Annotated in this window: 19 protein-coding genes; 3 read left to right on the top strand and 16 right to left on the bottom strand. The window is 65.7% G+C overall.

All coding sequences use genetic code 11. The features are described 5' to 3' along the window. Nucleotides 1-8: 8 nt before the first annotated feature. From AACH40_RS10775 to AACH40_RS10750, 6 genes are all read right to left on the bottom strand, one after another. Nucleotides 9-2,426, bottom strand: a complete 2,418-nt coding sequence (locus AACH40_RS10775) for a TonB-dependent receptor (protein WP_338642411.1) — start codon at nucleotides 2,424-2,426, stop codon at nucleotides 9-11. Nucleotides 2,427-2,461: 35 nt separating this feature from the next. Continuing rightward, on the bottom strand, nucleotides 2,462-2,626 hold the full coding sequence (locus AACH40_RS10770) for a hypothetical protein (protein ID WP_169493118.1): 165 nt from the start codon (nucleotides 2,624-2,626) through the stop codon (nucleotides 2,462-2,464). A 403-nt stretch (nucleotides 2,627-3,029) separates the two neighbouring features. Continuing rightward, complete coding sequence (gene arsH, locus AACH40_RS10765) at nucleotides 3,030-3,779, bottom strand: arsenical resistance protein ArsH (RefSeq protein WP_338642410.1); 750 nt, start codon at nucleotides 3,777-3,779, stop codon at nucleotides 3,030-3,032. Continuing rightward, on the bottom strand, nucleotides 3,776-4,234 hold the full coding sequence (arsC, locus tag AACH40_RS10760) for an arsenate reductase (glutaredoxin) (RefSeq protein WP_338642409.1): 459 nt from the start codon (nucleotides 4,232-4,234) through the stop codon (nucleotides 3,776-3,778). The genes arsH and arsC overlap by 4 nt, the downstream gene beginning before the upstream one ends. After that, the gene (locus AACH40_RS10755) at nucleotides 4,227-4,907 is read right to left on the bottom strand and encodes an MIP/aquaporin family protein (protein WP_338642408.1); all 681 of its coding nucleotides are present in this window, start codon (nucleotides 4,905-4,907) and stop codon (nucleotides 4,227-4,229) included. Before AACH40_RS10755 ends, arsC begins: the two co-directional genes overlap by 8 nt. A gap of 8 nt (nucleotides 4,908-4,915) precedes the next feature. Next, nucleotides 4,916-5,263 (bottom strand): metalloregulator ArsR/SmtB family transcription factor, encoded by a 348-nt coding sequence (locus tag AACH40_RS10750; protein ID WP_338642407.1) that lies wholly within the window; start codon nucleotides 5,261-5,263, stop codon nucleotides 4,916-4,918. Between the two features lie 373 nt (nucleotides 5,264-5,636). On the opposite strand from AACH40_RS10750, the gene AACH40_RS10745 reads away from it, so the two are divergent. Together AACH40_RS10745 and AACH40_RS10740 are read left to right on the top strand one after the other, a co-directional pair. After that, a complete protein-coding gene (locus AACH40_RS10745; protein WP_338642406.1) occupies nucleotides 5,637-6,302 on the top strand; it encodes a hypothetical protein in 666 nt (221 codons plus the stop codon). Nucleotides 6,303-6,407: 105 nt separating this feature from the next. Further along, entirely contained in the window at nucleotides 6,408-7,235 is an 828-nt protein-coding gene (locus AACH40_RS10740; protein WP_338642405.1) for a ThuA domain-containing protein, read from the top strand. A 138-nt stretch (nucleotides 7,236-7,373) separates the two neighbouring features. On the opposite strand, the gene AACH40_RS10735 is transcribed toward AACH40_RS10740, so the two are convergent. From AACH40_RS10735 to AACH40_RS10695, 9 genes are all read right to left on the bottom strand, one after another. Continuing rightward, nucleotides 7,374-10,166, bottom strand: coding sequence for a TonB-dependent receptor (locus AACH40_RS10735; RefSeq protein WP_338642404.1), 2,793 nt, complete (start codon nucleotides 10,164-10,166; stop codon nucleotides 7,374-7,376). Nucleotides 10,167-10,362: 196 nt separating this feature from the next. Continuing rightward, nucleotides 10,363-11,760 (bottom strand): glycoside hydrolase family 43 protein, encoded by a 1,398-nt coding sequence (locus tag AACH40_RS10730; protein ID WP_338642403.1) that lies wholly within the window; start codon nucleotides 11,758-11,760, stop codon nucleotides 10,363-10,365. Between the two features lie 26 nt (nucleotides 11,761-11,786). Further along, on the bottom strand, nucleotides 11,787-12,785 hold the full coding sequence (locus AACH40_RS10725; RefSeq protein WP_338642402.1) for an arabinan endo-1,5-alpha-L-arabinosidase: 999 nt from the start codon (nucleotides 12,783-12,785) through the stop codon (nucleotides 11,787-11,789). Continuing rightward, nucleotides 12,782-13,414 (bottom strand): 2-dehydro-3-deoxy-6-phosphogalactonate aldolase, encoded by a 633-nt coding sequence (locus AACH40_RS10720; protein WP_338642401.1) that lies wholly within the window; start codon nucleotides 13,412-13,414, stop codon nucleotides 12,782-12,784. Before AACH40_RS10720 ends, AACH40_RS10725 begins: the two co-directional genes overlap by 4 nt. Continuing rightward, a complete protein-coding gene (locus AACH40_RS10715) occupies nucleotides 13,411-14,307 on the bottom strand; it encodes a 2-dehydro-3-deoxygalactonokinase (protein WP_338642400.1) in 897 nt (298 codons plus the stop codon). The genes AACH40_RS10720 and AACH40_RS10715 overlap by 4 nt, the downstream gene beginning before the upstream one ends. Further along, complete coding sequence (locus tag AACH40_RS10710) at nucleotides 14,304-15,869, bottom strand: alpha-N-arabinofuranosidase (protein ID WP_338642399.1); 1,566 nt, start codon at nucleotides 15,867-15,869, stop codon at nucleotides 14,304-14,306. Before AACH40_RS10710 ends, AACH40_RS10715 begins: the two co-directional genes overlap by 4 nt. Before the next feature lie 23 nt (nucleotides 15,870-15,892). Further along, nucleotides 15,893-16,819: a Gfo/Idh/MocA family oxidoreductase gene (locus AACH40_RS10705; RefSeq protein ID WP_338642398.1), complete on the bottom strand. Its 927-nt coding sequence runs from the start codon at nucleotides 16,817-16,819 to the stop codon at nucleotides 15,893-15,895. Between the two features lie 5 nt (nucleotides 16,820-16,824). Further along, complete coding sequence (gene araD1 / locus AACH40_RS10700) at nucleotides 16,825-17,823, bottom strand: AraD1 family protein (RefSeq protein ID WP_338642397.1); 999 nt, start codon at nucleotides 17,821-17,823, stop codon at nucleotides 16,825-16,827. An 11-nt stretch (nucleotides 17,824-17,834) separates the two neighbouring features. Further along, nucleotides 17,835-19,355 (bottom strand): aldehyde dehydrogenase (NADP(+)), encoded by a 1,521-nt coding sequence (locus tag AACH40_RS10695; protein WP_338642396.1) that lies wholly within the window; start codon nucleotides 19,353-19,355, stop codon nucleotides 17,835-17,837. Nucleotides 19,356-19,579: 224 nt separating this feature from the next. Between AACH40_RS10695 and AACH40_RS10690 the strand changes: the two genes are divergently transcribed. Next, complete coding sequence (locus AACH40_RS10690; protein ID WP_169493286.1) at nucleotides 19,580-20,269, top strand: FadR/GntR family transcriptional regulator; 690 nt, start codon at nucleotides 19,580-19,582, stop codon at nucleotides 20,267-20,269. A gap of 126 nt (nucleotides 20,270-20,395) precedes the next feature. Here AACH40_RS10690 and AACH40_RS10685 read toward each other — a convergent pair whose 3' ends face one another. Further along, entirely contained in the window at nucleotides 20,396-21,700 is a 1,305-nt protein-coding gene (locus AACH40_RS10685; protein WP_338642395.1) for a sugar MFS transporter, read from the bottom strand. Nucleotides 21,701-21,748: the final 48 nt, after the last annotated feature.

The raw sequence follows: 21,748 nt of genomic DNA, 5'->3' as shown, positions 1-21,748 counted from the left end.
TGGTGGGATCAGAACTTCGTGCGCAGCGTGGCGCCGATGGTCCGCGGTTCGCCCACCTGGCCGGTGACGACGCCAGTGGTCGCGGCCGAGAGGCTGAGGTAGTAGTTCTTGTCGAGCAGGTTGCGGGCCCAGATCGAGGCATCCCACAGGCCGTCGGCGGTCTTGAAGCCGATGCGGCCGTTGAGCAGGCCGTAGCCCGCGACGTCGGCCCAGGCCGAATTGCTCGACGAGGTGTTGAAGTGGGTGCGGTACGACCAGTCGGCGTGGGCGTAGATGCTCAGTTCGCGCCCGCCCAGTTCACCCAGCGGCGCATTGGCATCCGCGCCAAGGGTATAGGCGAACTTGGGCACACCGGGCAGCTGCTCGCCCGACAGGTCCTGGTTGACGATGCCGTGCTGTTCGGGCGCGACCGGGGCATTGGTGTAGCGGACGTACGTCGCCTCGGTGTAGCTGGCCGATGCGTTGACCTGGAAATGCTGGCTCAGCGCCAGGTTGAAGTCGCCTTCCACACCCTTCGAGCGGACCTTGGGGATGTTGGCGATGTACTGGCGGGTGACCAGCGGGTTGGCCGGGTCGACGTCGGTGATGGCGGTCTGGTAGTCGCTGATCTCGGTCAGGAACGCGGCCGCGTTGAACGTGGCGCGGCGGTCCCAGAACTGTGACTTGAAGCCCGCTTCGAACGAATTCACCTTTTCCGGGCGCACCGTCGGGTCGGTGATGCTGGCCGGCAGCTGCGTCAGATTGAGCCCGCCCGACTTGTTGCCGCGCGCGTACGTGCCATAGAGCAGGACGTCGGGCGCGACCTTCCAGCTCAGCGAAGCGAGGCCCGACAGGCTGTCGTCGTTGAAGCGGGTCTTGTAGAGCGGGACGACCTTGTTGAAGTTCGCTCGGATGCCAAGGATTGCCGCTTGTACGGCGGCGGGAAAGGCCGAGATATTGGCGGCGCTTGCCACCCATTGCTGGAACTTGCCCTTCTTTTCCTCGTGGGTGAAGCGAAGGCCCGTGGTGAGCGTCAGCGAAGGCGTGACGTGCCAGTCGGTCTGGCCGAACGCCGCGATCGTGCGGGTCTGCGGCTCGGAATACGAGTTGACCTCGTAACCGTTGAGCGCGGCGTTGGCGACTGCCTTGGCCACCGTCGGGATGAACCAGGTCGGCGCTGCCGAGCCATAGCCGGTGGCGCCATAGCCGCGCACCGTCTGCCAGAAGTAATAGGCGCCGACGACGTAGTCGAAGGTGTTGGTGCCCTTGCTGGCAAGGCGGATTTCCTGGCTGAACTGGCGCTGGCGGTTGGCCTGCTGCGCCTTGACGATCACCGGCAGCGAGGTGTTGTCGGCATCGTTGGCCGGATCCCAGTCCCACCAGCGATAGGCGGTGATCGACGTCAGCGCCGCGCCGCCCAGATCCCAGTCGACCTGCCCCGAAACGCCATAGCCCGCCATGTTCGCCTGGTAATGGCTGTCCGCTTCGCCCACGCGGTCAAAGGCGTTGAAGCTTGGCAGGGTGTAGCCGGCAAAGCGCGAAGTGCGATCGGTGAAGTTATTGGCGATCTTGGTGCCGTCGGCATACGTCGTGTGGTTGGCGACGAACAGGTTGAGCACGTTGTGCTGGCGCTGGCGCGAATAGTCGCCGATCACGCGAACTTCGAGGTTCGACGAAGGCGTGAACAGCGCCTGCGCGCGGATGCTTTCGTTGCGATAATCCTGCGCGCGGCTCGCCGTCGTCTTGTTGTAGACGAAGCCGTCGTTCTGGCTGATCGCGCCCGACACGCGCACGGCGAGCAGGTCCTTGATCACCGCGCTCGAAACCGATCCGCGGATCTGGTGGTAGCCGTAGTTGCCGACGCTCGCTTCGAAAGAGGCTTCGGGGTCGAAGCTCGGCTTGCGGCTGGTGATGTTGATCACGCCCGAGGTGGTGTTCTTGCCGAACAGCGTGCCCTGGGGCCCGCGCAGCACTTCGATGCTTTCGAGATCGACGAGGTCGAACTGGGTCAGGCCGACACGGCCGTAGTAGACGTTGTCGATGTAGAAGCCGACGCCGTTTTCGAGCCCGTCGTTGGTCAGCGAGACGTTGGAGCCGAGGCCGCGGATGTTGATGTTGGTGTTGCGCGGGTTGAAGCTGAAGACCTGCAGGCTGGGCACCTGCTGCTGGATCTGGCCGAGCGTGTAATCGCCCCGCTTTTCGAGCGCGGCGGCGCTGACCACCGAGACGGCGAGCGGGATATCCTGCACATTCTCTTCGCGGCGGCGCGAACCGGTGACGACGATGCCGCCTTCGTCAGCCGCGTCCGACGGTGCGAGCGTGGCGGCGGAAGAGGACGCCTGCTCCTCGGCCGCGCCATCGGCGGCGAACGCAGGGCTGGCGAAAAGGGCGAGCGCGCTTGCCGAAGCAAGAAGCGCGGTGCTGACAGTGTTCGGTACGTTCTTCATTGGTCGATCCCTGAACCTTCGTTCTTTGCGGATGCTTAGTCGGGCCGGTTTTCTGCGGACGCGGGCGCGGCGGGCGCAGTGCGGGGCAGGCCTTCGGCGCATGCCGAAAGCTCGACGCCGGCGAGGGCGGCGATGATCTGCTGCAAAGACACCGGATATCGCGCCAGATCGCGCAGGTCGGCCTGCGTCAGTCTGTGCATGGCGATCCCCCTGCCGCGCGATGGCGGCGGAAGTGCTGATGTGTCTGGGTTTTAAGGCGCAAGGAGAAGGCGTCGCGCCTCCCGTCCAAAGGGGCGCCCGGCTGCTCCTGGTCCTGCCGTTACGCGGCCTAGCCGCGCATCATGGTCATGCGCATCATGTCACCTCGTTGTTGAGGGGAACACGACGCCTGGCGATGTCGCCCTGGTGTCGCGCGCTTTAGCTATTGGTCACGCGGAGCAAAGCTTGCCCGTAAAATGCCGCGGTCCTGGAACCCTTGAAACGAAGGGAACGGCCTGGACTCCGTTCGCCTCGGGTTAATCTCTATCTATTTGATAGACTCATGAGCGTCAAGCAAATGCTTTGCTACACACCCCCCAAGAAGAACTTCTTGCGGCGCTATCCTCAGATCGAGGAAAGGATGGCGGATGCGGCGGCAACCGGGCGGTCCTGCTCCACGCGTTCGGAGTAGCGATCGACCAAGCGATCGGCATGCGGTCGCAGCAGGACGGTGAAGCGGACCAGTTCTTCCATCACGTCGACGATCCGGTCGTAGTAGCTCGACGGCTTCATCCGGCCCGCCTCGTCGAACTCCTCATAGGCCTTGGCCACGCTCGACTGGTTGGGGATGGTGAACATCCGCATCCACCGGCCCAGCACCCGCAACGTATTGACCGAGTTGAACGATTGCGACCCTGCGCAGACCTGCATCACCGCCAGCGTGCGCCCCTGCGTCGGGCGCAGGCCCTTGTAGGCAAGGGGCAGGTGGTCGATCTGCGCCTTCATGATCCCGGTGATCTGGCCGTGCCGTTCCGGGCTGCACCAGACTTGTCCTTCCGACCAGAGCGAATGTTCGCGCAGTTCATGGACGGCGGGATGATCGTCGCCCGCCACCTGGTCGGGAAGGGGCAGATCGGAAGGGTCGAAGATCCGTGTTTCGCAGCCGAAGTGATGAAGCAGCCGCGCCGCTTCCTCCACCGCCAGCCGCGAAAACGAGCGTTCGCGCAGCGAGCCATAGAGCAGCAGGATGCGGGGCGGGTGATCGAGCGGGCCAAGACCCAGCGCCGGACTTGCGTCGAGATAGGCAGGCTTTAGCGCAGGCAGCACGCCCGGCGCATCGAGCGTGCGCAGACGACCATGCTTGCTATCGCTCATCCGACGCGGTTGCCTGCCGCATCGACCACCTGTTCGCCATCTTCCTTGGCGAACGCGCCCTGCTGCGCGGCGGGGAGCAGATCGAGCACCAGTTCCGACGGACGGCACAGCCGCACGCCCAGCGGCGAGACCACCAGCGGTCGGTTGATCAGGATGGGGTGCGCCATCATCGCATCGAGCAGCGCCGCGTCGGACAGGCTTTCGTCGGCAAGGCCGAGCTGGTCGTAGAGATCGCCCTTGGCGCGCAGCAGATCTCGCACGGTGATCCCGGCCCGCGCGATCAGGCTTTCGAGCAGCGAGCGGGTCGGCGGGGTCTTGAGATATTCGACCACGTGCGGCTCGATCCCCGCGTTGCGGATCATCGCCAGCGTGTTGCGCGAAGTGCCGCAGGCAGGGTTGTGGTAGACGACGATGTCGACCGGAGCGGGAGCGGTTGGGGTGGCGGTTTCAGGCATCGGCGGTGGCGTCCTTGTCGAGCTCGGCTTGCGGGAACAACAGCCGGGCAGCGCCAAGCGCGAGCAGGGCGCCGGCCAGCTGGCAGGCGATGAACGGGGCGGCATCGACAGGTGCGATGCCGGCGAAGGTGTCCGACAGGCTGCGCGCCAGCGTGATCGCGGGATTGGCGAAGCTCGTCGAGGAGGTGAACCAGTAGGCGGCGGTAATATAGAGCGCAACCGCGGCCGGTACCGCGCGGGGCCGATGGTGCAGGGTGCCGATGATCGTCAGCACCAGACCGAACGTCGCCACCACCTCGCCGGTCCACTGGCCCGCGCCGCTGCGCGCCTTGGTCGACAACTGCAGCACATCGAGCCCGAACATCGCGTGTGCGCACCACACGCCAAGGATGCCGCCCGCGATCTGCGCCGCAACGTGCCCCAGCGCCTGGCGCGTATCGAGCGCGCCGAGGATGCGGAACACCAGCGTTACCGCCGGATTGAAATGCGCGCCGGAGATCGGCCCGAGCATGGTGATCAGCACGTGGAGCATCGCGCCGGTGGCGATGGTGTTGCCCAGCAGCGCCACCGCGACGTTGCCCTGCGCCAGGCTTTCGCCCATCACGCCCGAGCCGATTACGGTCGCAAACAGAAGGAAGCTGCCGACGGCCTCTGCCAGAATCGGGCGGGTCATCCTGCCGCTCACTCGCAAGGGGCGGGAATCGTGCAGGCGGGGGCGGCGATCCCGCAGTCCGCCCCGCCGCAGCAATTTTCGGTCAGGTAGCCGATCAGCGCGCTCATCGCCGCCAGTTCGGCGCGGTAGATGATCGAACGGCTGCGGCGTTCCTGGCTGACCAGCCCGGCCTGTGCCAGCAGCGCAAGGTGATGGCTGAGCGAGGAGGGCGCGAGCGCAAGGCGAGCGGCAAGCTCGCCCGCGGCAAGGCCGTTGCCGCCGGCCTCGATCAGCAGGCGAAACGCTGCCAGGCGATGGTCCTGCGCCAGCGCGCCGAGCGCACGGACGACATGGGAAGCTTGCTCGTCTGAATCCATATTTCGAATATTGCCGAAATGTCGAAAGGTCGTCAACCGATTACGTCTGCCCTCTCGGTCGTCCGACTATTTCCTTGATCTTAACCGCGCGGAGGAGGACACTTGGCATCATGACGATGCGATCGGCGATCTCCCTGCAACGCGCGCTGCCGCTGCGTCACGGACGATTGCTCCAATACCGCGCGGATCGCTGCCGTACTGGTCGCGCTTGTACAGGTGTCACAGGGACTTGGCTGCTCGTCTGGCCCCGCGAATTGCGTTACCATCCCATTGCGCAAGCTTCCGCCGTGCCGAGCGTTTCGGTTTGCAGCGGTCTTGTGTCCGCCCGCGCGGAAATGCCCGCCGGAATGCCCCGTAGCGCGGAGACACGGTGATGAGCGACCACACCGAAGAACGCCTTGCTGCCTATCTCGACGGTGCGATGACTGCCGATGAGGAAGCCGCGTTCGACCGCGAAATCGCCGCCGACGTGGTACTGGCCCGCCTGGCGCTTGAACGGCGTGACCGCGACCGCCAGCTTGCCGACCGCGCCCCGCGCCGCACACCATCGGTCGAGCCTGAAATTGTTGAGCGGCTGAGCCGAGGCCATGCCCGGCCGCAGACTGTGGCGGCACCACGGCCGGGGGCTTGGAGCTGGAAGCGCCTGGCCATGATCGTCGCTGCCATGGCAATGGTCGCAGCGGGTGTCGTCTCGGCGCTAAGGCCGCGTGCAGCCAAGAGCGCGGCCGATCCGGTGTCGCTCGCGCTCGAAGGCACGCCTTCCGGGCGCACCGCGCATCTCGCCGATGGCCGGATGCTGACGCCCGTGCTGACGGTGCGGGCCGCCGACGGCAGCTGGTGCCGCGAATACACCCTCGCGCGCGCCAGCGGCCTTGCCTGCCGCCGCAACGGACGCTGGGTGACCGAGGCGCAAGGCGACGCGGCATCGTCCGGAAACAGTGCGCCGTCGCCGGCGATCGAGGACGCCTACCGCCGCATCGGCGCGACGTCGCCGCTGGGCGCAGACGAGGAAATGGCGCTCGTCGGCAACTGGGACTGATTGCCCCTTACCGGCTCGCGCAAGACCTCGCCCGAAGCTCTCGGCAAGCCGGCCCCTATCCAAAGTGGGCATCGCGCTCGGAGGGCAGGGTGGTACCAAGGCGGCATGCCGACAATCGACTATCACGCCCCATTGAAGGTCCTTGCCGCCGTGCGCGGCCATCCGTTCGACCGCAACGCCTATGCCGCGCTGTTCGATGGCATGGAGGGCATTTCGGTCACCTTCGTCGACCAGCCCGCCGCGTCGCTGCTGATGCAGCCTGATCTGGCCGACCAGTTCGACGTGCTGCTGCTCTACGACATGCCCGGTATCGATTTCCACGGACCCGTTCCGGGCGCGCCGGTGCCGATCCCCGACGCGGTGCGCGAAGGGATCGACCGGTTGCTGGAGCGGGGCATCGGCGTCGTCGCCACGCACCACGCGATTGCCGGCTGGCCCGCCTGGGAAGGCTTTGCCGAAATCGTCGGCGGGCGCTTTCTCTATCGCGCCGCCACCTTGCGCGGCGCGGCGCGGCTCGATTCGGGCTATCGCCACCAGGCGAGCTACAACGCGCAGGTGGTCGCGCCCGATCACCCGGTCATGGCCGGCATACCGCCGATGTTTGCGCTGACCGACGAGCTCTACCTCGCCGAGATCTTCGAGGAGGACGTCGTTCCGCTGCTGCGCTCGGACTACCGGTTCGAGCGCGACAACTTCTATTCCGCCACCGCCGCGATCGAGGGCACGATGTTCTCGAACGAAGGCTGGGACCATGCGCCTGGCAGCAACCTGATCGGCTGGGCCAAGCGCGCGGGCAACAGCCCGCTGGTCTATCTCCAGCCGGGCGACGACGAGGTGACTTATGCCAACCCGGTCTATCGCCGCCTGATCGAGAACGCGATCCGCTGGACCGCCTCGGCCGAAGCGCGCGACTGGGCGCGGGCTGCGGCCTGAGCATAACCTCCTACGTATTGATGGCGGTCGCATGCCGCTACGCGCGGAGAGAAGCCTTTCGGCGCCAGGCGACCGCCACCAGGAAGGCCGCCCGGCGCGAGGGAGCGCGGGGCGGCCTTCGCCGTACAAGTGGCGCGATCAGTCGAACTTGAAACGCACGCCCAGCGCGAAGGTGCGCGCCAGCAGTGTGGTGCCCAGGTTGAACTGGTCCGCATTGCCGACGTCGCCGAACCGATAATAGTTCTGCTGGGTCGAGTTGGTCAGGTTTACCGCGTCGAAGGTGACGCCGATCTTGTCCGTGACGTTCCAGGTCAATTGAAGGTCGAGACTCTTTTCGGGGCGGAACCACACGCCGATCGGGTTGGCGAACAGGCGTGCCTCGTTGTTGTGGAGGAACTCCTTGCGCCAGATGTACGACAGGCGGGCATTGAAGGGCCCCTTGTCGTAGGCGAGCGTCGCATTGTACGAAAGCTTGGACACCCCGAAGAACTGCGATGTCGACTGGCCGACGATGTTTCCGGCGCTGTCGGATTCCGGGATGTTCTGCTTCGAATCGAGGATCGTGACGCTGCCCTGGAAGCCCAGGCCGTCGAGCGGGCCGGGCAGGTAGTGCGGGAAGTAGGTCACGCCGACTTCGACGCCCTTGAGCACGCCATTCGATGCATTCACCGGACGGGTGATCGCAAAGTAGTCCGTCGCGCCGGCCTGGATGCCATTGTTCGGGATGTATTCGCGTACCGTCAGCGGCACCACCAGCCCGTCGATCTCGCGCCGGAAGCCGGTGACGTAGATCGCGCTGTCGCGGTCGAAGTACCATTCGAGCGCCAGGTCGAAGTTCTTCGAATGGGTCGGGCGAAGGTTCGCCGTGCCCGCCGAGCCCGAGCCATAGCCGACGTTGGTGAGATCGCCAGTCAGGCTGTAGTTCGGGTTGATGTCGGTGAAGTTCGGACGACGCAGCGTTTCACCGTAATTGAAGCGCAGCCGCAGGTTATCGGTCACCTCATACCGCAGCGTGAAGGCCGGGAGGAACTTGTTCGATCCGCTTGACGCGTTGGTTTCGGCACCGCCGTTATAGCGGTCGAAGAAGCGGCTGTCGGTATCGACGTTCACGAAACGCACGCCACCCTGAAGCTTCAGCGGGCGCCCGAACAGGTCGATCTGCGCGTCGGCCATGATATAGGCCGACATCGTCGTTTCGGTGATGTCGAACACGCGATCGAGCACCAGCTGATCCGAAGTCTTCAGGCCATAAAGTGTGCGCACTTCGTCGGCGTGCGAGTTGATCCAGTATCCGCTCGGCAAGACCCAGCTGGTCGGTACATCGGCGCGGCCGTCGAAGAAGCCGCTGTTTGTGAACAGGCCGTCAGCGGGAAGGGCCGCGTTCAAGGCCCGGTTCAGGCGGCCGCCATCCTGTGTCCGCACGAAGGTCTGCGCGATTCGGCGATCGACGCGCAGGCCGGCCTTGATCGAACGAAGGAAGCCGTCGTCCCAGGTGTAGTAGCCGTCGAGCGTACCGGTGATCGCATCGCCCTTGGCTTCATTGGCGTTGTCATAGAACTCCGCGACGTTCCAAACCGACGGATCAGCCAGCAGGCTGTCATCGTTGAAGTGGAACGAGGGGATTCCGCCGCTCTTGTTGAAATCGACCACGATCTGGTCAGCGACACGATCGGTGCGCATGGCCTGGAACGTCGTCTTGTTGGTGCTGGTCTGATAGGCGAGGTCTGCTGTGATCTTGCCGCGGTTGCCAAGGTCCCACTTGCCGTTCAGCGCATAGACGTAGCTGTCGGTGCGGTTGGTGGCGTAATCGCCGCTGTTGAACCCGTAGACATTGTCGACGGTGCGCGACTTGATGATGTTGGTGCCATCATAGAGCTGGACCGGTCCCGGATTGCCCCACCAGTCGACGAAGCTGAACTGCAGCGAATTGAAGGTGTTGCCGCGGAAGCCGGCATAGAACACCTCGGCCGTGTAGACCGAGCTGCTGTTCGGTGCCCATTGCAGCGCCACGTTGAACGAGGGCCGTTCACGCTTGCCATACAGGTCCGAACTGAACACCGCATCGCGGCCAAGGTAATATGGAACGTCGACGCCATTGATGTTGAGCGTGGAGCCCGCAGCCGTGGGTAGGCCGGCGTTGAGCCCTGGCTGCCAGTTGACGTTGCCCGGGCCGGGGAAGATGCGCTCAAGCTTGCTCAGGCCCGAACCCGCGGGCGGCGTCTCGGTGGCGAAGGGCACGAAGGCACCGGCCGTCGTGCTCATGTTCCGGTACTTGGTCTTGCTGTAGCTTGCGTTGACCAGCAGTCCGATGTCGCCGATGCCGGTTTCCCAGCGATCGCTGACAAGCAGGGCAACGTTGGGGTTATAGCTATCGGCCTGCTCGTTGTAGATGCCGCGGGCGAGGCCCGAGATGGTGAACCCATCGAAATCGAACGGGCGGCGGGTTTCGACGTCGATCTGGCCGGCAAGGCCGGTCTCGATCTGGTCCGCCGAGCGCGTCTTGTAGACGTTCACCGCCTTGACGAGGTTTGCGGAAATATCCTGCAACGCGAACGACTGTCCGGCGGCGGTGAAGATATTGCGGCCGTTGAGCGTGGTCAGCGGGTCAGACAGACCACGGATCGTAACGGCGCCTGCTTCGCCACCGGCGCGATCGGTGATCTGGATACCGGTAACGCGCTGCAGCGCTTCCACGACGTTGTTGTCGGGCAGCTTGCCGACATCTTCCGCGACGATGGAATCGACGATCTGGGTCGACTGCTTGCGAACGTTCAATGCGCCCACGATCGAGGCGCGCACGCCGCTGACGACGATTTCATCGCCCGCCGCCGCGTCCGCAGAAGCCGCGTCCACAGCCTGCGCGTGCGCAACCGTCGACAGCGTGAGCGCGAGAACCGACGTCGTACCGAAAGCAAATGGCTTGATCGCCATGAGATCACCCTCCCTGTTATGGGCCAGCCCCTTCGCCATGCCCAAATTTGTCTGACTAATTATTTGTCTGAGTTATTCTTGGCAAGGGGATTTTTTTGCGCTCTGGAGGCGGTCGGAAGAAGTGCTGCCAAAGCGACGCAGCAGCCAGGCAGCTCTCCAATCTGCACCATGCATTGGTATGAACAACGCCGAGTAATCAATCCACGCGCCAAAGCGTTGCGCTGGGCGCCGGAACGAGCGCCAAGGTACGCGATGCCGACAGGGCAAACGAGCGGCGCGCGGCCGACTCAAGCGATACCGTGCCTTCTGCGGAGCGGTGCGCGATGAAACGTTGGGCTGGACTTGCACCATTGCGCGCAAGCCCGATGCCGCCATCCGGCAGCACGGTAACAAGCTCGTCACGGCGCAGGATCGGCTGGATCGTCACGATTCCTGCCGCATCCTCGATCATGCGGAACTGTGTCGATGCGAGATGGGCAGCACCGACGAACAGGCGGCCCTCTTCACAGCAAAGCGCCGATCCGTCGGGACCCAGCAGGCGGACGGGGAGCGGCCCGTTGCCCACGGGGACACCGAAGTCCGGCGACCCATCGGCCTTGAAATAGAGCCGCTGAACGCGCGTGTGGCGGTTGGGATCGAACAGCGGATCGCCATCGATCCGTTCGTAGTCCCGCCCGTGATAGACCAGGATGTCGCGTCCCTGCTCATCGACCGTGAAGCTGTTGTGGCCTGGGCCGAACACGCCCGTCTCACGGCTGGTGACGAACACCGGCATTTGCGCCTTGGTCCAGGCGCGCGGGTCCATGATGTCGGCATCCTCGGGCGCGGTCAGCATTCCCAGGCAATAGCGCGCGTCGGTCGCGCTCGCCGAATAGGTCATGAACAGGCGACCGTTGCGGGCCAGCACGGCGGGCGCCTCGTTGACCTTGAAGCCGCGCACCTCCCAGTCGAGCGTCGGAATGCTCAGGCGTGTCGCCGGGCGCGCGAGGGTTAGCGGCGAGGCGAGGGGGGCGATGTAGAGGTTCGAGTTCGTCTCGATCCCCGGTTCGCGCTGCGCCCAGGCGAAGTAGCGGGTGCCGCGGTGGACGAAGCTGGTGGAATCGAGGCAGAAACTGTCCCAAGGAGCCTGGAACTGGCCCAGCACCGTCCAGTTGCCGGCCATCGGATCGGGTCCGTCGCAGACGACGGCGAACGTGCGGATGCGGAAAACGTCTTCGCCGCCGCCGCTGGGGCCGGCTGCGAAGTACATGATCCAGCGCCCGTCGATCAGATGCAGCTCTGGCGCCCAGATGAACCCGGACATCGGCCCTGACGCCTGGTGGCGCCACAGGACGCGCTCCTCTGCCGTCGCAAGCCCCGCGATGGTCTTCGATCGGCGCAGCACCAGGCGATCGTACTCAGGAACCGAACCGGTCAGGTAATAGAAGCCGTCGTCGTGCCGGAATACCTGGGCGTCGGCGCGCTGGCGGACCAGCGGGTTGACGGGGCCCGCATCAGCCGACGGCAAGGGCAGGTGTGCCGCCATGGGAGTGCAGGCGATGGGCAGGGCAGCGCCGCCGGCAACGAAGGCACGGCGCGAGAGCGAGATTGTCATGGCAGGTCCTCTCTGTCGTATTGGCTTCAGTCGATCGGTTCCGCCACAGGCCAGCCGGTTTCGTCCCAGCGCAGTTTGCCGACGCGCAGCTTAGGCGCGCCGTTGGCTTCACGATCGTAGGCATGCCACACGAGCCAGGTCGTCCCGTCCGCGTCGGTGAACGCGCCGGCATGGCCTGGTCCGCGATAGCGCTGCTTTTCCTGCAGATCGGCGCGAAGCAGAATGGTGCCGCCTCCCTCCAGCATCGAACTGCCGTCGCGACCCTTGTAGGGGCCGGTGATCCTGTCCGCCCGTCCGACCACGGTGTAGTAGGTGCTGTTCACGCCCTTGCAGCAGTAATCGTACGATGCGATCAGGTAGTAGGCGCCCCCGTGCGGCACGATGAACGGGGCTTCGATCGCTGCGGGTGCGGTGGCAGGGGCAGGCCGGCTGGCGAGGGTATAGGGTTCGGTCCCGGGAGCGGGCTTGCCCGTCTTCGGATCAAGTGCAAACAGCTTGATACCGCTCCAGAAACTGCCCAGCGCAAGCCATTGCCGCCCTTGGCCTTCGGCCACGAAGTTCGGATCGATGGCGTTGAAATCGTCTTGCGGCGTGGATTGCACAACCATGCCGCGGTCCGTCCAGCGATAGGCCTTCGATTTGGGGTCGAGGGTCGGGCTCGTCGCAAGGCCGATTGCCGAGCGGTTCGAACCGAAGGTGGATACCGAGTAATAGAGCCGGTATTCGCCGTTCACATAAGCGATATCGGGTGCCCAGATCCCCTCCGTCCCCGGCACGGCTTGCCGCGCCCAGGCGGGTATCTCGGCGAAAACCGATCCGGCATCTGTCCAGTGTCGCAGGTCGGCGGACGTTTTGATCCCGACATACTTGCCTACGGTGCTGAACACGTACCATGTCGCCCCTTCGCGGGTCAGCACGGGGTCGTGCACCGTCAGGTCGCCGGTCAACGGGGTGGGCTGCGCGTTGCCCGGCGTGGGGACGATCCACAGGGCAAGCGCCAGCACGGTAACGCGCAGCCGGCTCATGCCTCGCATGCCATCCAGGCTTCGACGAGAGCGCGCGCCTTCGCGCCAACCGCCTCGGGCTCGTCGCCCGGCTTGTACAGGCTACCTCCCACACCGATACCGAATACACCGGCCTTGCGGAATTCGGCGACGTTGGCCGGACCCACCCCGCCCACGGCCCATATCCGCGTGCCAGCGGGCAGGACTTCGCCAATGGCTTTGACATAGGCGCTGCCCAGCACCGATCCGGGGAACAGCTTCAGGCTTGTCGCGCCCGCGCCGATGGCGGCGAAAGCTTCGGTGGGAGTGAGGAAACCGGGCAGGACGTCCATCCCCAGGTCCAGCGAGCGCCGGATAACCCCGGGATCGACGTTGGGCGATACCATGAAGGATCCGCCCGCCTGCGCGAGTGCCTCGGCCAATGCGATGCTGGTCACCGTACCGCCGCCGATCGCGGCCCGATCGCCGAGTGCGCCGGCCATGGCCGCGATCGAGACCGCCGGGTCGGGAGAATTGAATGGCACCTCGATCAGGCGGACGCCGGCGGCAACCAGGGCTTCGGACACGGCGACCGCTTCGTGCGGGCCGATGCCGCGCAGGATCGCCACGATCGGCGGAGCGCCCGCAGCCAATGCTTCTTCGATGGTCATGTCCGGTCCTGTTGCTGGAGCGATTGGGTAAGGCCCGCGAGCACGGCGGCATCGCCGTCGATGGTGCGCGAGGCGATGCCGCGGCTTTGCAGCGCGCCTGAATAGAGCGTGGCGAGCGTTGGCGCGCCGATGACGATCACGGTCCCCGTGCCCGGCGCAAATTGCGCGACTTCCGCCCCGATCAGCAGGCCGGAGAGGTAACCGCGCGACCATGCCTGTGATCGCCCGTCCATCAGGCGGGCTGCCCGGGCCTCGAACAGGGCGCCTGGGATGGGCTCTCCCGCGCGCTCGAGGCCGCGGGCATAGCCCTCGTCGAAACTGCCGGTTCCGCCCTCGTTGCTTCCTGTCAGCGACGACTTGCCAGCAAGCAAGGCGAACACTTCACCGGTCGGTGCGGTCGAGAAGCGACGGATCGCGCCGTCGTCGAGCGTTACCCACTTGCTGTGGGTCCCGGGCAGGACAATGACGTGGCTGCCCTGCCCGAGAGAGGGTTCCAGCGCAATCGCCCCGAAAACCTGCGCTTCCTCGCCGCGCATCACGTCGGGCACGGCCGCATCGCTACGATGCGACAGGCCCGGCAAGACGTCGACGTCGATACCTGCCACCTTTACCGTGGCCGGCGCGGCGAGCCACTGCGTCAAGGTGCAGGGGCAGGGCACATACGGGGCCAGCAGAAGTCCGGCGGGAGAGCCCGCCATGCCGCACAGCGTAACGCGCTCAATCGGTCCCTGCGCGGCCCAGGCCGTCAGGCGCTCCTCAAGAACCTGCGCTGCATTTCCAGCAAGCGCGGTCGTTCCGGGTCCGTCAATCCGGTCGGTGATCGTCCCGCCGCGCAGCCGCCACAGCCGCAGGTTGGTGCCGCCCCAGTCGCCAAGGACCTGCGCCGCGGTCATTGTAGCGTCAGGACCACGATGGACTTGGCAGGAAGTGTGACGGAAAGCGCACCGTCGCTGATCGAAGCTCCGTCGAAGGACACCGGCCTGACCACGTCGGGCGCATCAAACGTGTTGTGCGAATTGATTGCCGGCGCGGTGAGCACGCGGCCCGAGACACCGCTGGCCGCCACCCCGGTCAACTTCACCCGCACGGTGTTGGCCTGATTGGGATCGAGGTTGGACAGCGCGACGTAGGTCTTGCCATCCTTGGCCTTGACGGCCGAACCGCTCACGGCGGGCATCGTGAACTGGTCCTTGGCATACCACGGCGCGTCGATGTCGATCGGCAGGACGGTCCCGTCCTGCCATGGCTTGTACATCTCGAACACGTGATACGTCGGGGTGAGCACCATCTTCCGGCCCTCGGTCAGGATCATCGCCTGCAGCACGTTGACCATCTGGGCGATGGCGCTCATGCGCACGCGGTCCGCGTGGCGGGCAAAGATGTCGAGGTGGATCGAGGCAATCAGCGCATCGCGCAGGGTATTCTGCTGGCGCAGGAAGCCCGGATGCGTGCCCGGATCCTGCGCATACCACGCGCCCCATTCGTCAACCGCCAGGAAGACCCGCTTCTTTGGGTCGTACTTGTCCATGATTGCGGTGTGACGGGTGATCAACTCGTCCATCCGGCGCGCGCCGGCGAGGGCATCGGCCCAGCCATGTTCGTCGAAATCGACCGCCGGCGCCCGCGGAGGCCACCCTCCGGCCGGATGCACGTAATAGTGCAGGGACACGCCATCCAGCATGTCACCGGCCACGCGCATCATCGTCTCGGTCCAGGTGTAGTCGTCGACATTCGCCCCGGCGGCGATCTTCAGAATCCGGGTGCCGGCCGGCGCCTTGATGAAGGTGGCGTAGCGGCGGGTAACGTCAGCAGCATATTCGGGCCGCATGCTGCCGCCGCAGCCCCACAGTTCGTTGCCCACGCCGAAGTAGGGTACCGCCCACGGCTGCTTGTGCCCGTTGCGCGCGCGCAGGTCGGCCAGGCTGCCGGCCGGGGCGGTCATGTATTCGACCCACTCCGCCATTTCCTGCGGCGTACCGTTGCCCACGTTGCCGGCGATGTAGGCTTCGGCACCGACCTGCCGCAGCAGTTCGAAGAATTCGTGCGTGCCAACCGCGTTGGGTTCGGTCACGCCGCCCCAGTGCGTGTTGACCTTGACCGGGCGCTTTGCCTTGGGCCCGATGCCTTCGCGCCAGTGGTATTCGTCGGCAAAGCACCCCCCCGGCCAGCGGATAACCGGTACCGACAGGTTCTTCAGTGCCGCCACGACATCATTGCGAAAGCCGTTGGTCTGCGGGATCGACTTGTCGTCCGCTACCCAGAGCCCACCGTAGATGCCGTTGCCGAGGTGCTCGGCGAACTGCGTGAAGATCCGCCTGTCATAGACGGGGCCGGGCGTATCGGCGTGGAGCGTGGCACTGATAGGGCGGCCACCGGTGTCGGCATGTGCAGACGTGGCAAGTGCGCTCGCGGCGAGCAGGACGGCCGCAGCGGTGCGGCGGAAAAGTGATGTCATCGGGCCTCTCCCAAGGCAGTCGGTCAATCGATGAATGCTTCGGTGGTGGCGCGCTTTCCTCGGAGGAAGGCGTCGGCCACCAGCCGCAACGGATCGACGTCGACGTCGCTGCGGCCGCTGCGGATCAGTGTGGCGAAACGGGCATAGAGGCCGGGGTATTCGTGGTCCTCGGCGTGTTCGGTGCCGCTGGGAAGCGACAGGACCGCTCCGCCGTTCGACAGCTTCAGCGTGCCGGCGTCGGTCTCCACGACGATGTCCCAGCTTTGTGGGCCGGTCTGGCGCCAGTCGAGGTCCATGTGGATCGCCGCGCCACCGGTGTCGCAGAAGTGCATGTCTGCCGCGATCGGTGCCGCGCGGTTCGCCGGGATTTCCAGCGTCGCGGTCTTGAGGAAGAAAGGCCGCGGCAGGATGTGGGTCACGATCGACAGCGCATTGATGCCGGGATCGAACACGCCGAGGCCACCCGGCTCCCAGATCCACGCCTGACCCGGATGCCAGACCCGCACGTCTTCGCGCCACGTGATCTCCACACGCTCGATCCGTCGCTCGGCGAGCCAAGCCCGTGCTGGTGCCACGCCGGCGGCAAAGCGCGAATGCCAGGCTGCGAACAGCGTCGCGCCCACCTTGTCCGCCCGGCTTTCCAGCGCGGCGACCTCGGCCAGTGTCGCGCCCGGCGGCTTTTCCAGGAACACGTGGATGCCGCGCTTCAGCGCCATCGCGGCAAGGCCGTAGCGAACCTGCGGCGGGGTGCAGAGCGCCACCGCATCGACCGCCGGGCCATCTTCGAGCAGCTGTTCCAGGCTTTCGAGATGCGGAACCTCGGGTACGCCCGGATCGTGCGGGCTGACCGTCGCGGCCAGGCTGAAGGCACGGTTGCCGGCAATGGCGGGAAGGTGCTGGTCGCGGGCGATCTTGCCCACGCCGACAACGGCGATGCGGATCGGGTCCATGATGGTTACAGGACCTTGACGGCAACCGGCGCGTCGTCGCCGGCCGCCCGCGCCAGCGAATTGCGCAACGGCAGGGTAAACGGCGCAGCCTCGATCTCGAACGTATCGCCGACTTGGGTGCTCACGCCGTCGGCGAACGATAGCGTGGCCGTGCCGAAGAAGTGGACGTGGATATCGCCGGGACGACGGAACAGGCCATATTTGAAGTGGTGGTGTTCAAGGTTCGCAAGGGCGTGGCTCATATTGTCCTCGCCCGAAAGGAACGGCCTTTCCCACAGCACCTCGCCGTTGCGCACGATCCGGCTGGTGCCGCGAACGTCGCTCGGCGCCTCGTCGATCAGCAGCTCCGGACCGAGCGATGCCTGGCGCAGCTTGGAGTGCGCCAGCCACAGATAGTTGTGCCGTTCGGTCACGTGGTCGGAGAACTCGTTGGCGAGCGCGAAGCCCAGGCGGAACGGCGTGCCGTCCGTGCCGATCAGGTATATTCCGGCAAGCTCGGGCTCCTCGCCTCCGTCCTTTGCGAACGCGGGCATCGTGAGCGCCTCGCCCGGGCCGACGAGCTGCGAACCATCGCCCTTGTAGAACCATTCGGGCTGCTGCCCGACCGCGCCCGGTGCCGGCTTGCCGCCCTCCAGCCCTTCGAGGAACATGCGCATCGAATCCGTCTGGTGCGCAGCGGTTGCCGCATCCCGGTGCATCTTGTCACGCCCTTCGGCCGATCCGAGGTGGGTCAGCCCCGTACCGGTCATGATCAGATGCGCCGGATCTTCATGGTCGATCGGTGGCAGGAAGCGCCCTTCGGCCAGTTCCTGCGCCAGGTCGATGTCGCTGCCTCGGGCGCAGGCGCGCGCGGCAGCGGCAAGGGTTATGCCGCCGGCGATCGCGCGCTGCGCCAGATCGCGCACGCTGGCGACACCGTCCAGAACGTGAGCACTGGCGCCATCTGCAAAGACGACCGATCGCGTGCCATCGGGGGCACGATGCTGAAGCAGGCGAAGAGACATCGTTTATTCCTTCAGATCTTCAGGACGCCATCGACCAGACGGGGCGCGCCATGCGCATCGTCGCGCAGTTCCGGGGGCAGCAGATTGGCGGAGAGGTTCTGGTAGCTGACCGGGCGCAGAAAGCGGTCGATGGCCAGGCTGCCGACCGACGTGGTGCGCGAATCCGACGTGGCGGGGAAGGGGCCGCCGTGCACCATCGCATGGCAGACTTCGACGCCGGTCGGCCAGCCGTTGGCAAGGATGCGCCCGGCCTTGATCTCCAGCACCGGCAGCAGACGCGCGGCCAGCGGTTCGTCGGCGACATCCATGTGCAGCGTGGCGGTGAGCTGTCCTTCCAGTCCCTTGAGCAGCGCCAGCAGTTCGGCCTCATCCTTGCAAACGACGACGAGCGACGCTGCACCGAACACTTCGTGGCCCATTGCCTTGTCGGCCAGGAATGCGCTGGCGGTTGTGCGGAACAGGGCCGCGCCGCCTTGCGTCCCTTCGCCGGGCGCACCCTTGGCCAGCGTTTCGACTGCGGCGTTTCCTTCCAGCGCCGATACGCCACTGGCATAGGCCTGGCAAATCCCGCTGGTCAGCATGGTCTGTGCCGCAGCCGCAGCCACCGACGACGTCGCAGCCGCCACGAACGCATCCAGCCCTTCGCCTTCGATCGCAAGGATCAGTCCGGGATTTGTGCAGAACTGGCCAGCGCCCATGGTCAGCGACGCGACGAAGGCGGTGCCCAGCGCTTCGCCGCGCGCCTTCAGCGCTTCGGGAAGAAGCAGCACGGGATTGATGCTCGACATTTCGGCATAGACCGGGATCGGCACGTCACGGGCTTGTGCCAGCTTGGCAAGCGCAAGCCCGCCTGCACGCGAACCGGTAAAGCCCACCGCCGCAATGCGCGGGTCCTGCACCAGCGCGGCACCCAGTTCGTTCGACGGGCCGACAAGGTGGCCGAACACGCCCGATGGCAGCCCGCAGGCAGCGACCGCCCGCTCGATCGCGGCGGCGACCAGCGCGCCCGTCTGCGGATGCGCGGGATGGCCTTTGACGACAACCGGGCAGCCGGCCGCGAGGGCGGAGGCGGTGTCACCACCGGCGGTCGAGAACGCCAGCGGAAAGTTCGATGCGCCGAACACCGCCACCGGGCCGAGCGGGATCATCCGCAGGCGAATGTCCGGGCGCGGCAGCGGCTGGCGGTCGGGCAGGGCGGGATCGATGCGCAGTTGCTGCCAGGCGCCTTTGCGCACCACATCGGCGAACAGCCGCAGCTGGCCGACGGTGCGGCCGCGCTCGCCTTCCAGGCGGGGCCGGGGCAGGCCCGATTCCTGCATCGCCGCTTCGATCAGGTCGTCCCCGATGGCAAGGATTTCCTCGGCAATGCGCTCGAGGAATGCAGCGCGAACTTCCGCATCGGTCGCGCGATAGGTGTCGAACGCCTCGGCCGCGGCGGCGCAGGCATTGGCGACATCGGCGGGGCCATGAACGGCAAAGGACGGTCCTTGTGGCTGACCGGTTGCGGCGGCCACGGAGCGGAAGTCGGTCATTGGAGTCTCCTGATTTACTCCGACATATTATGGCGCTTGGCGAAACGCAATATCTTGCGCAGGCCTGGCTGCATTAATCGTTTCGCCGTGCGGTACAGGCTGTTAAGCCAAGTCAGCAGGAGGAACCCCAGCACGTGACGGACGCCGTACCCGATAAGCTTTCCGACCAGCGCAACCCGGCAGAGGGCGCCAAGGGCGGCGCCACGCGCGGACCGGGCAGGCGGCTGCATGGCGCGCTGGCGCACAAGCTGGGTACCGCGATCTTGTCCGGCCAATACGCGCCCGGCGATGTCCTGCCAGGCGAAGTAGCCTTTGCCGAAGAACTGAAGGTTTCGCGCAGCGCCTATCGTGAAGCCATCCAGGTGCTGACCGCCAAGGGGCTGGTCGCCAGCCGGCCCAAGGCGGGTACCAAGGTGCTCCCGCGCGAACGCTGGAACCTCCTGGATCCCGAAGTGCTGGCATGGGCCTTTGCCGGCGAACCGGACGTGGCGTTCGTGCGCGACCTGTTCGAACTGCGCTCGATCATCGAACCTGCGGCGGCAAGGCTTGCCGCATTGCGCCGATCCAAGGAAGATGTACGGCTGATGCGTGAAGCGCTGGCCGCGATGCGTCGGCACACCTTGACCACCGAGGCCGGTCGCGCTGCGGACCGCGATTTCCACGACGCCATCCTTCGCGCAACCGGCAATCACGCCATGGTCGTGCTGTCCGCCAGCATCGGCGCGGCCGTTCACTGGACCACCCAGTTCAAGCAGCGGACCCGCGAACTGCCGCGCAATCCGATCCCGGACCATGCCCGGGTGCTGGACGCCATCGCCGCAGGCGATGCCGACGCCGCGGCAGAAGCGATGGGTGTGCTGGTCGATCTGGCGCTAGAAGATACGCGCAGCTCGATGGAGCGGGGCCCAGGCTGATTCCGAGCGGCTGATTCCGACCGGCTGATCCCGACTGGCTGAGCCCGCCCGGCTGGCAGGTAACGCAAAGGGGCGGAACCTTCCGGCTCCGCCCCTTGCTGCCGACAATCCTTGCAGGGCTGCGCGTCAGCTCTCGATCGCCGCGTCGGGCAGCGCGTGCGTCGGCCGTGATCCCCACAGCGCGTAGAACAGCACGTAAAGCTCGCAAGCCGCCGTCAGCAGGAACGAGGTCTGCAGTCCGTAGCTGTCCGCCAGGTATCCCTGAACCACCACCAGCGCGCCACCGGCGATCGCCATGATCAGCAGCCCCGAGCCTTCTTCGGTCAGGGGGCCAAGGCCCTTGATGCCAAGCGTGAAGATGGTCGGGAACATGATCGAATGGAACAGCCCGACCAGGATCAGCGACCACATCGCGACAGGTCCGGTGCTGAACACCGTGACCAGCATGACCACGAAGGCACCGATCGAAAAGGCCGCGAGCACGATGCTTGCGTCGATCTTCTGCATGATCGCGGAGCCTGCGAAGCGGCCGATCATCATCCCGCCCCACAGGAACGAAAGGTACTTGCCCGCCTGCTCGTGGGTCAGGTTGGCGATTTGCGGCTGGCTGACGAAATTGACGAACAGATTGGCGACGCCGATCTCGGCGATCAGGTAGATGAAGATGGCGGGCACGCCGAACACCAGGTTGCGGTGCTGCCACAGCGAGTGCTTCTTGCGCTCTTCCTTGGCCAGGCGCTGTGTCGCAGACCCCATCGCCGGTAGCGGGAAACGCGCGATGATCACGGCCAGCACGATCAGGACCGTCGCCACCAGCGCATAGGGCAGGATCACCGATTGCGCATCGGCTATACGTTCCGCCTGCGTCAGCACCGTGCCAGCAGTCGCGGTGCCGCTCTTGGAACGGCCCAGGATCAGGTAGGCGCCGAACATCGGCGCCAGCATCGTTCCTGCCGAATTCATGGCCTGTACCAGGTTCAGCCGCGACGAAGCCGTCTCGGGCTTGCCCACCACGGCGACATAGGGATTGGCGGCCACTTGCAGCAAGGTGATGCCGCTGGCGATCACGAACAGCATCGTCAGCGTCACGCCGTACGACGGCATGGACGCGGCCAGCATCATCCCCAGCGCCCCGGCGGCCATGATCAGCAGGCCGGTCACCAGCGACTTCTGGTAGCCGATCTTCTCGATGAGCTTGGCCGAAGGGATCGATGCCACGAAATAGGCAATGAACCAGACGCTCTCGATCAGCGTGGTCTGCGTGTAGTTCAGGTCGAACACGGCGCGCAGATGCGGCAGCAGCGTGTTGTTGATGACCGTGATGAAGCCCCACATGAAGAACAGGCTGGCCAGAAGCGTCAGTGCGGGCCCGTAGCGCACGGAACTCTCGTGGGGGGTGGCGCTTGCACCCGGCGATACCACTGGCGGCATAACTGTAATGTCCTCTCGCTGTGCAACGGCACCGACGGCAAGTCTTGC

The sequence above is a fragment of the Novosphingobium olei genome, assembly GCF_037076535.1.
Classification (GTDB): Bacteria; Pseudomonadota; Alphaproteobacteria; order Sphingomonadales; family Sphingomonadaceae; genus Novosphingobium; species Novosphingobium olei.
The sequence above is the reverse complement of the archived record's forward strand: the minus strand, read 5'-3'. Positions and strand labels throughout refer to the sequence as shown.

What these genes read in the sequence shown, in the direction of transcription:
- arsH (WP_338642410.1), bottom strand. Translation starts at nt 3,779, where the DNA reads ATGAGCGATAGCAAGCATGGTCGTCTGCGCACGCTCGATGCGCCGGGC.
- AACH40_RS10730 (WP_338642403.1), bottom strand. Translation starts at nt 11,760, where the DNA reads ATGACAATCTCGCTCTCGCGCCGTGCCTTCGTTGCCGGCGGCGCTGCC.
- AACH40_RS10715 (WP_338642400.1), bottom strand. Translation starts at nt 14,307, where the DNA reads ATGACCGCGGCGCAGGTCCTTGGCGACTGGGGCGGCACCAACCTGCGG.
- AACH40_RS10775 (WP_338642411.1), bottom strand. Translation starts at nt 2,426, where the DNA reads ATGAAGAACGTACCGAACACTGTCAGCACCGCGCTTCTTGCTTCGGCA.
- AACH40_RS10725 (WP_338642402.1), bottom strand. Translation starts at nt 12,785, where the DNA reads ATGAGCCGGCTGCGCGTTACCGTGCTGGCGCTTGCCCTGTGGATCGTC.
- AACH40_RS10735 (WP_338642404.1), bottom strand. Translation starts at nt 10,166, where the DNA reads ATGGCGATCAAGCCATTTGCTTTCGGTACGACGTCGGTTCTCGCGCTC.
- AACH40_RS10695 (WP_338642396.1), bottom strand. Translation starts at nt 19,355, where the DNA reads ATGACCGACTTCCGCTCCGTGGCCGCCGCAACCGGTCAGCCACAAGGA.
- AACH40_RS10770 (WP_169493118.1), bottom strand. Translation starts at nt 2,626, where the DNA reads ATGCACAGACTGACGCAGGCCGACCTGCGCGATCTGGCGCGATATCCG.
- AACH40_RS10750 (WP_338642407.1), bottom strand. Translation starts at nt 5,263, where the DNA reads ATGGATTCAGACGAGCAAGCTTCCCATGTCGTCCGTGCGCTCGGCGCG.
- AACH40_RS10710 (WP_338642399.1), bottom strand. Translation starts at nt 15,869, where the DNA reads ATGACATCACTTTTCCGCCGCACCGCTGCGGCCGTCCTGCTCGCCGCG.
- araD1 (WP_338642397.1), bottom strand. Translation starts at nt 17,823, where the DNA reads ATGTCTCTTCGCCTGCTTCAGCATCGTGCCCCCGATGGCACGCGATCG.
- AACH40_RS10720 (WP_338642401.1), bottom strand. Translation starts at nt 13,414, where the DNA reads ATGACCATCGAAGAAGCATTGGCTGCGGGCGCTCCGCCGATCGTGGCG.
- AACH40_RS10740 (WP_338642405.1), top strand. Translation starts at nt 6,408, where the DNA reads ATGCCGACAATCGACTATCACGCCCCATTGAAGGTCCTTGCCGCCGTG.
- AACH40_RS10685 (WP_338642395.1), bottom strand. Translation starts at nt 21,700, where the DNA reads ATGCCGCCAGTGGTATCGCCGGGTGCAAGCGCCACCCCCCACGAGAGT.
- AACH40_RS10755 (WP_338642408.1), bottom strand. Translation starts at nt 4,907, where the DNA reads ATGACCCGCCCGATTCTGGCAGAGGCCGTCGGCAGCTTCCTTCTGTTT.
- arsC (WP_338642409.1), bottom strand. Translation starts at nt 4,234, where the DNA reads ATGCCTGAAACCGCCACCCCAACCGCTCCCGCTCCGGTCGACATCGTC.
- AACH40_RS10705 (WP_338642398.1), bottom strand. Translation starts at nt 16,819, where the DNA reads ATGGACCCGATCCGCATCGCCGTTGTCGGCGTGGGCAAGATCGCCCGC.
- AACH40_RS10745 (WP_338642406.1), top strand. Translation starts at nt 5,637, where the DNA reads ATGAGCGACCACACCGAAGAACGCCTTGCTGCCTATCTCGACGGTGCG.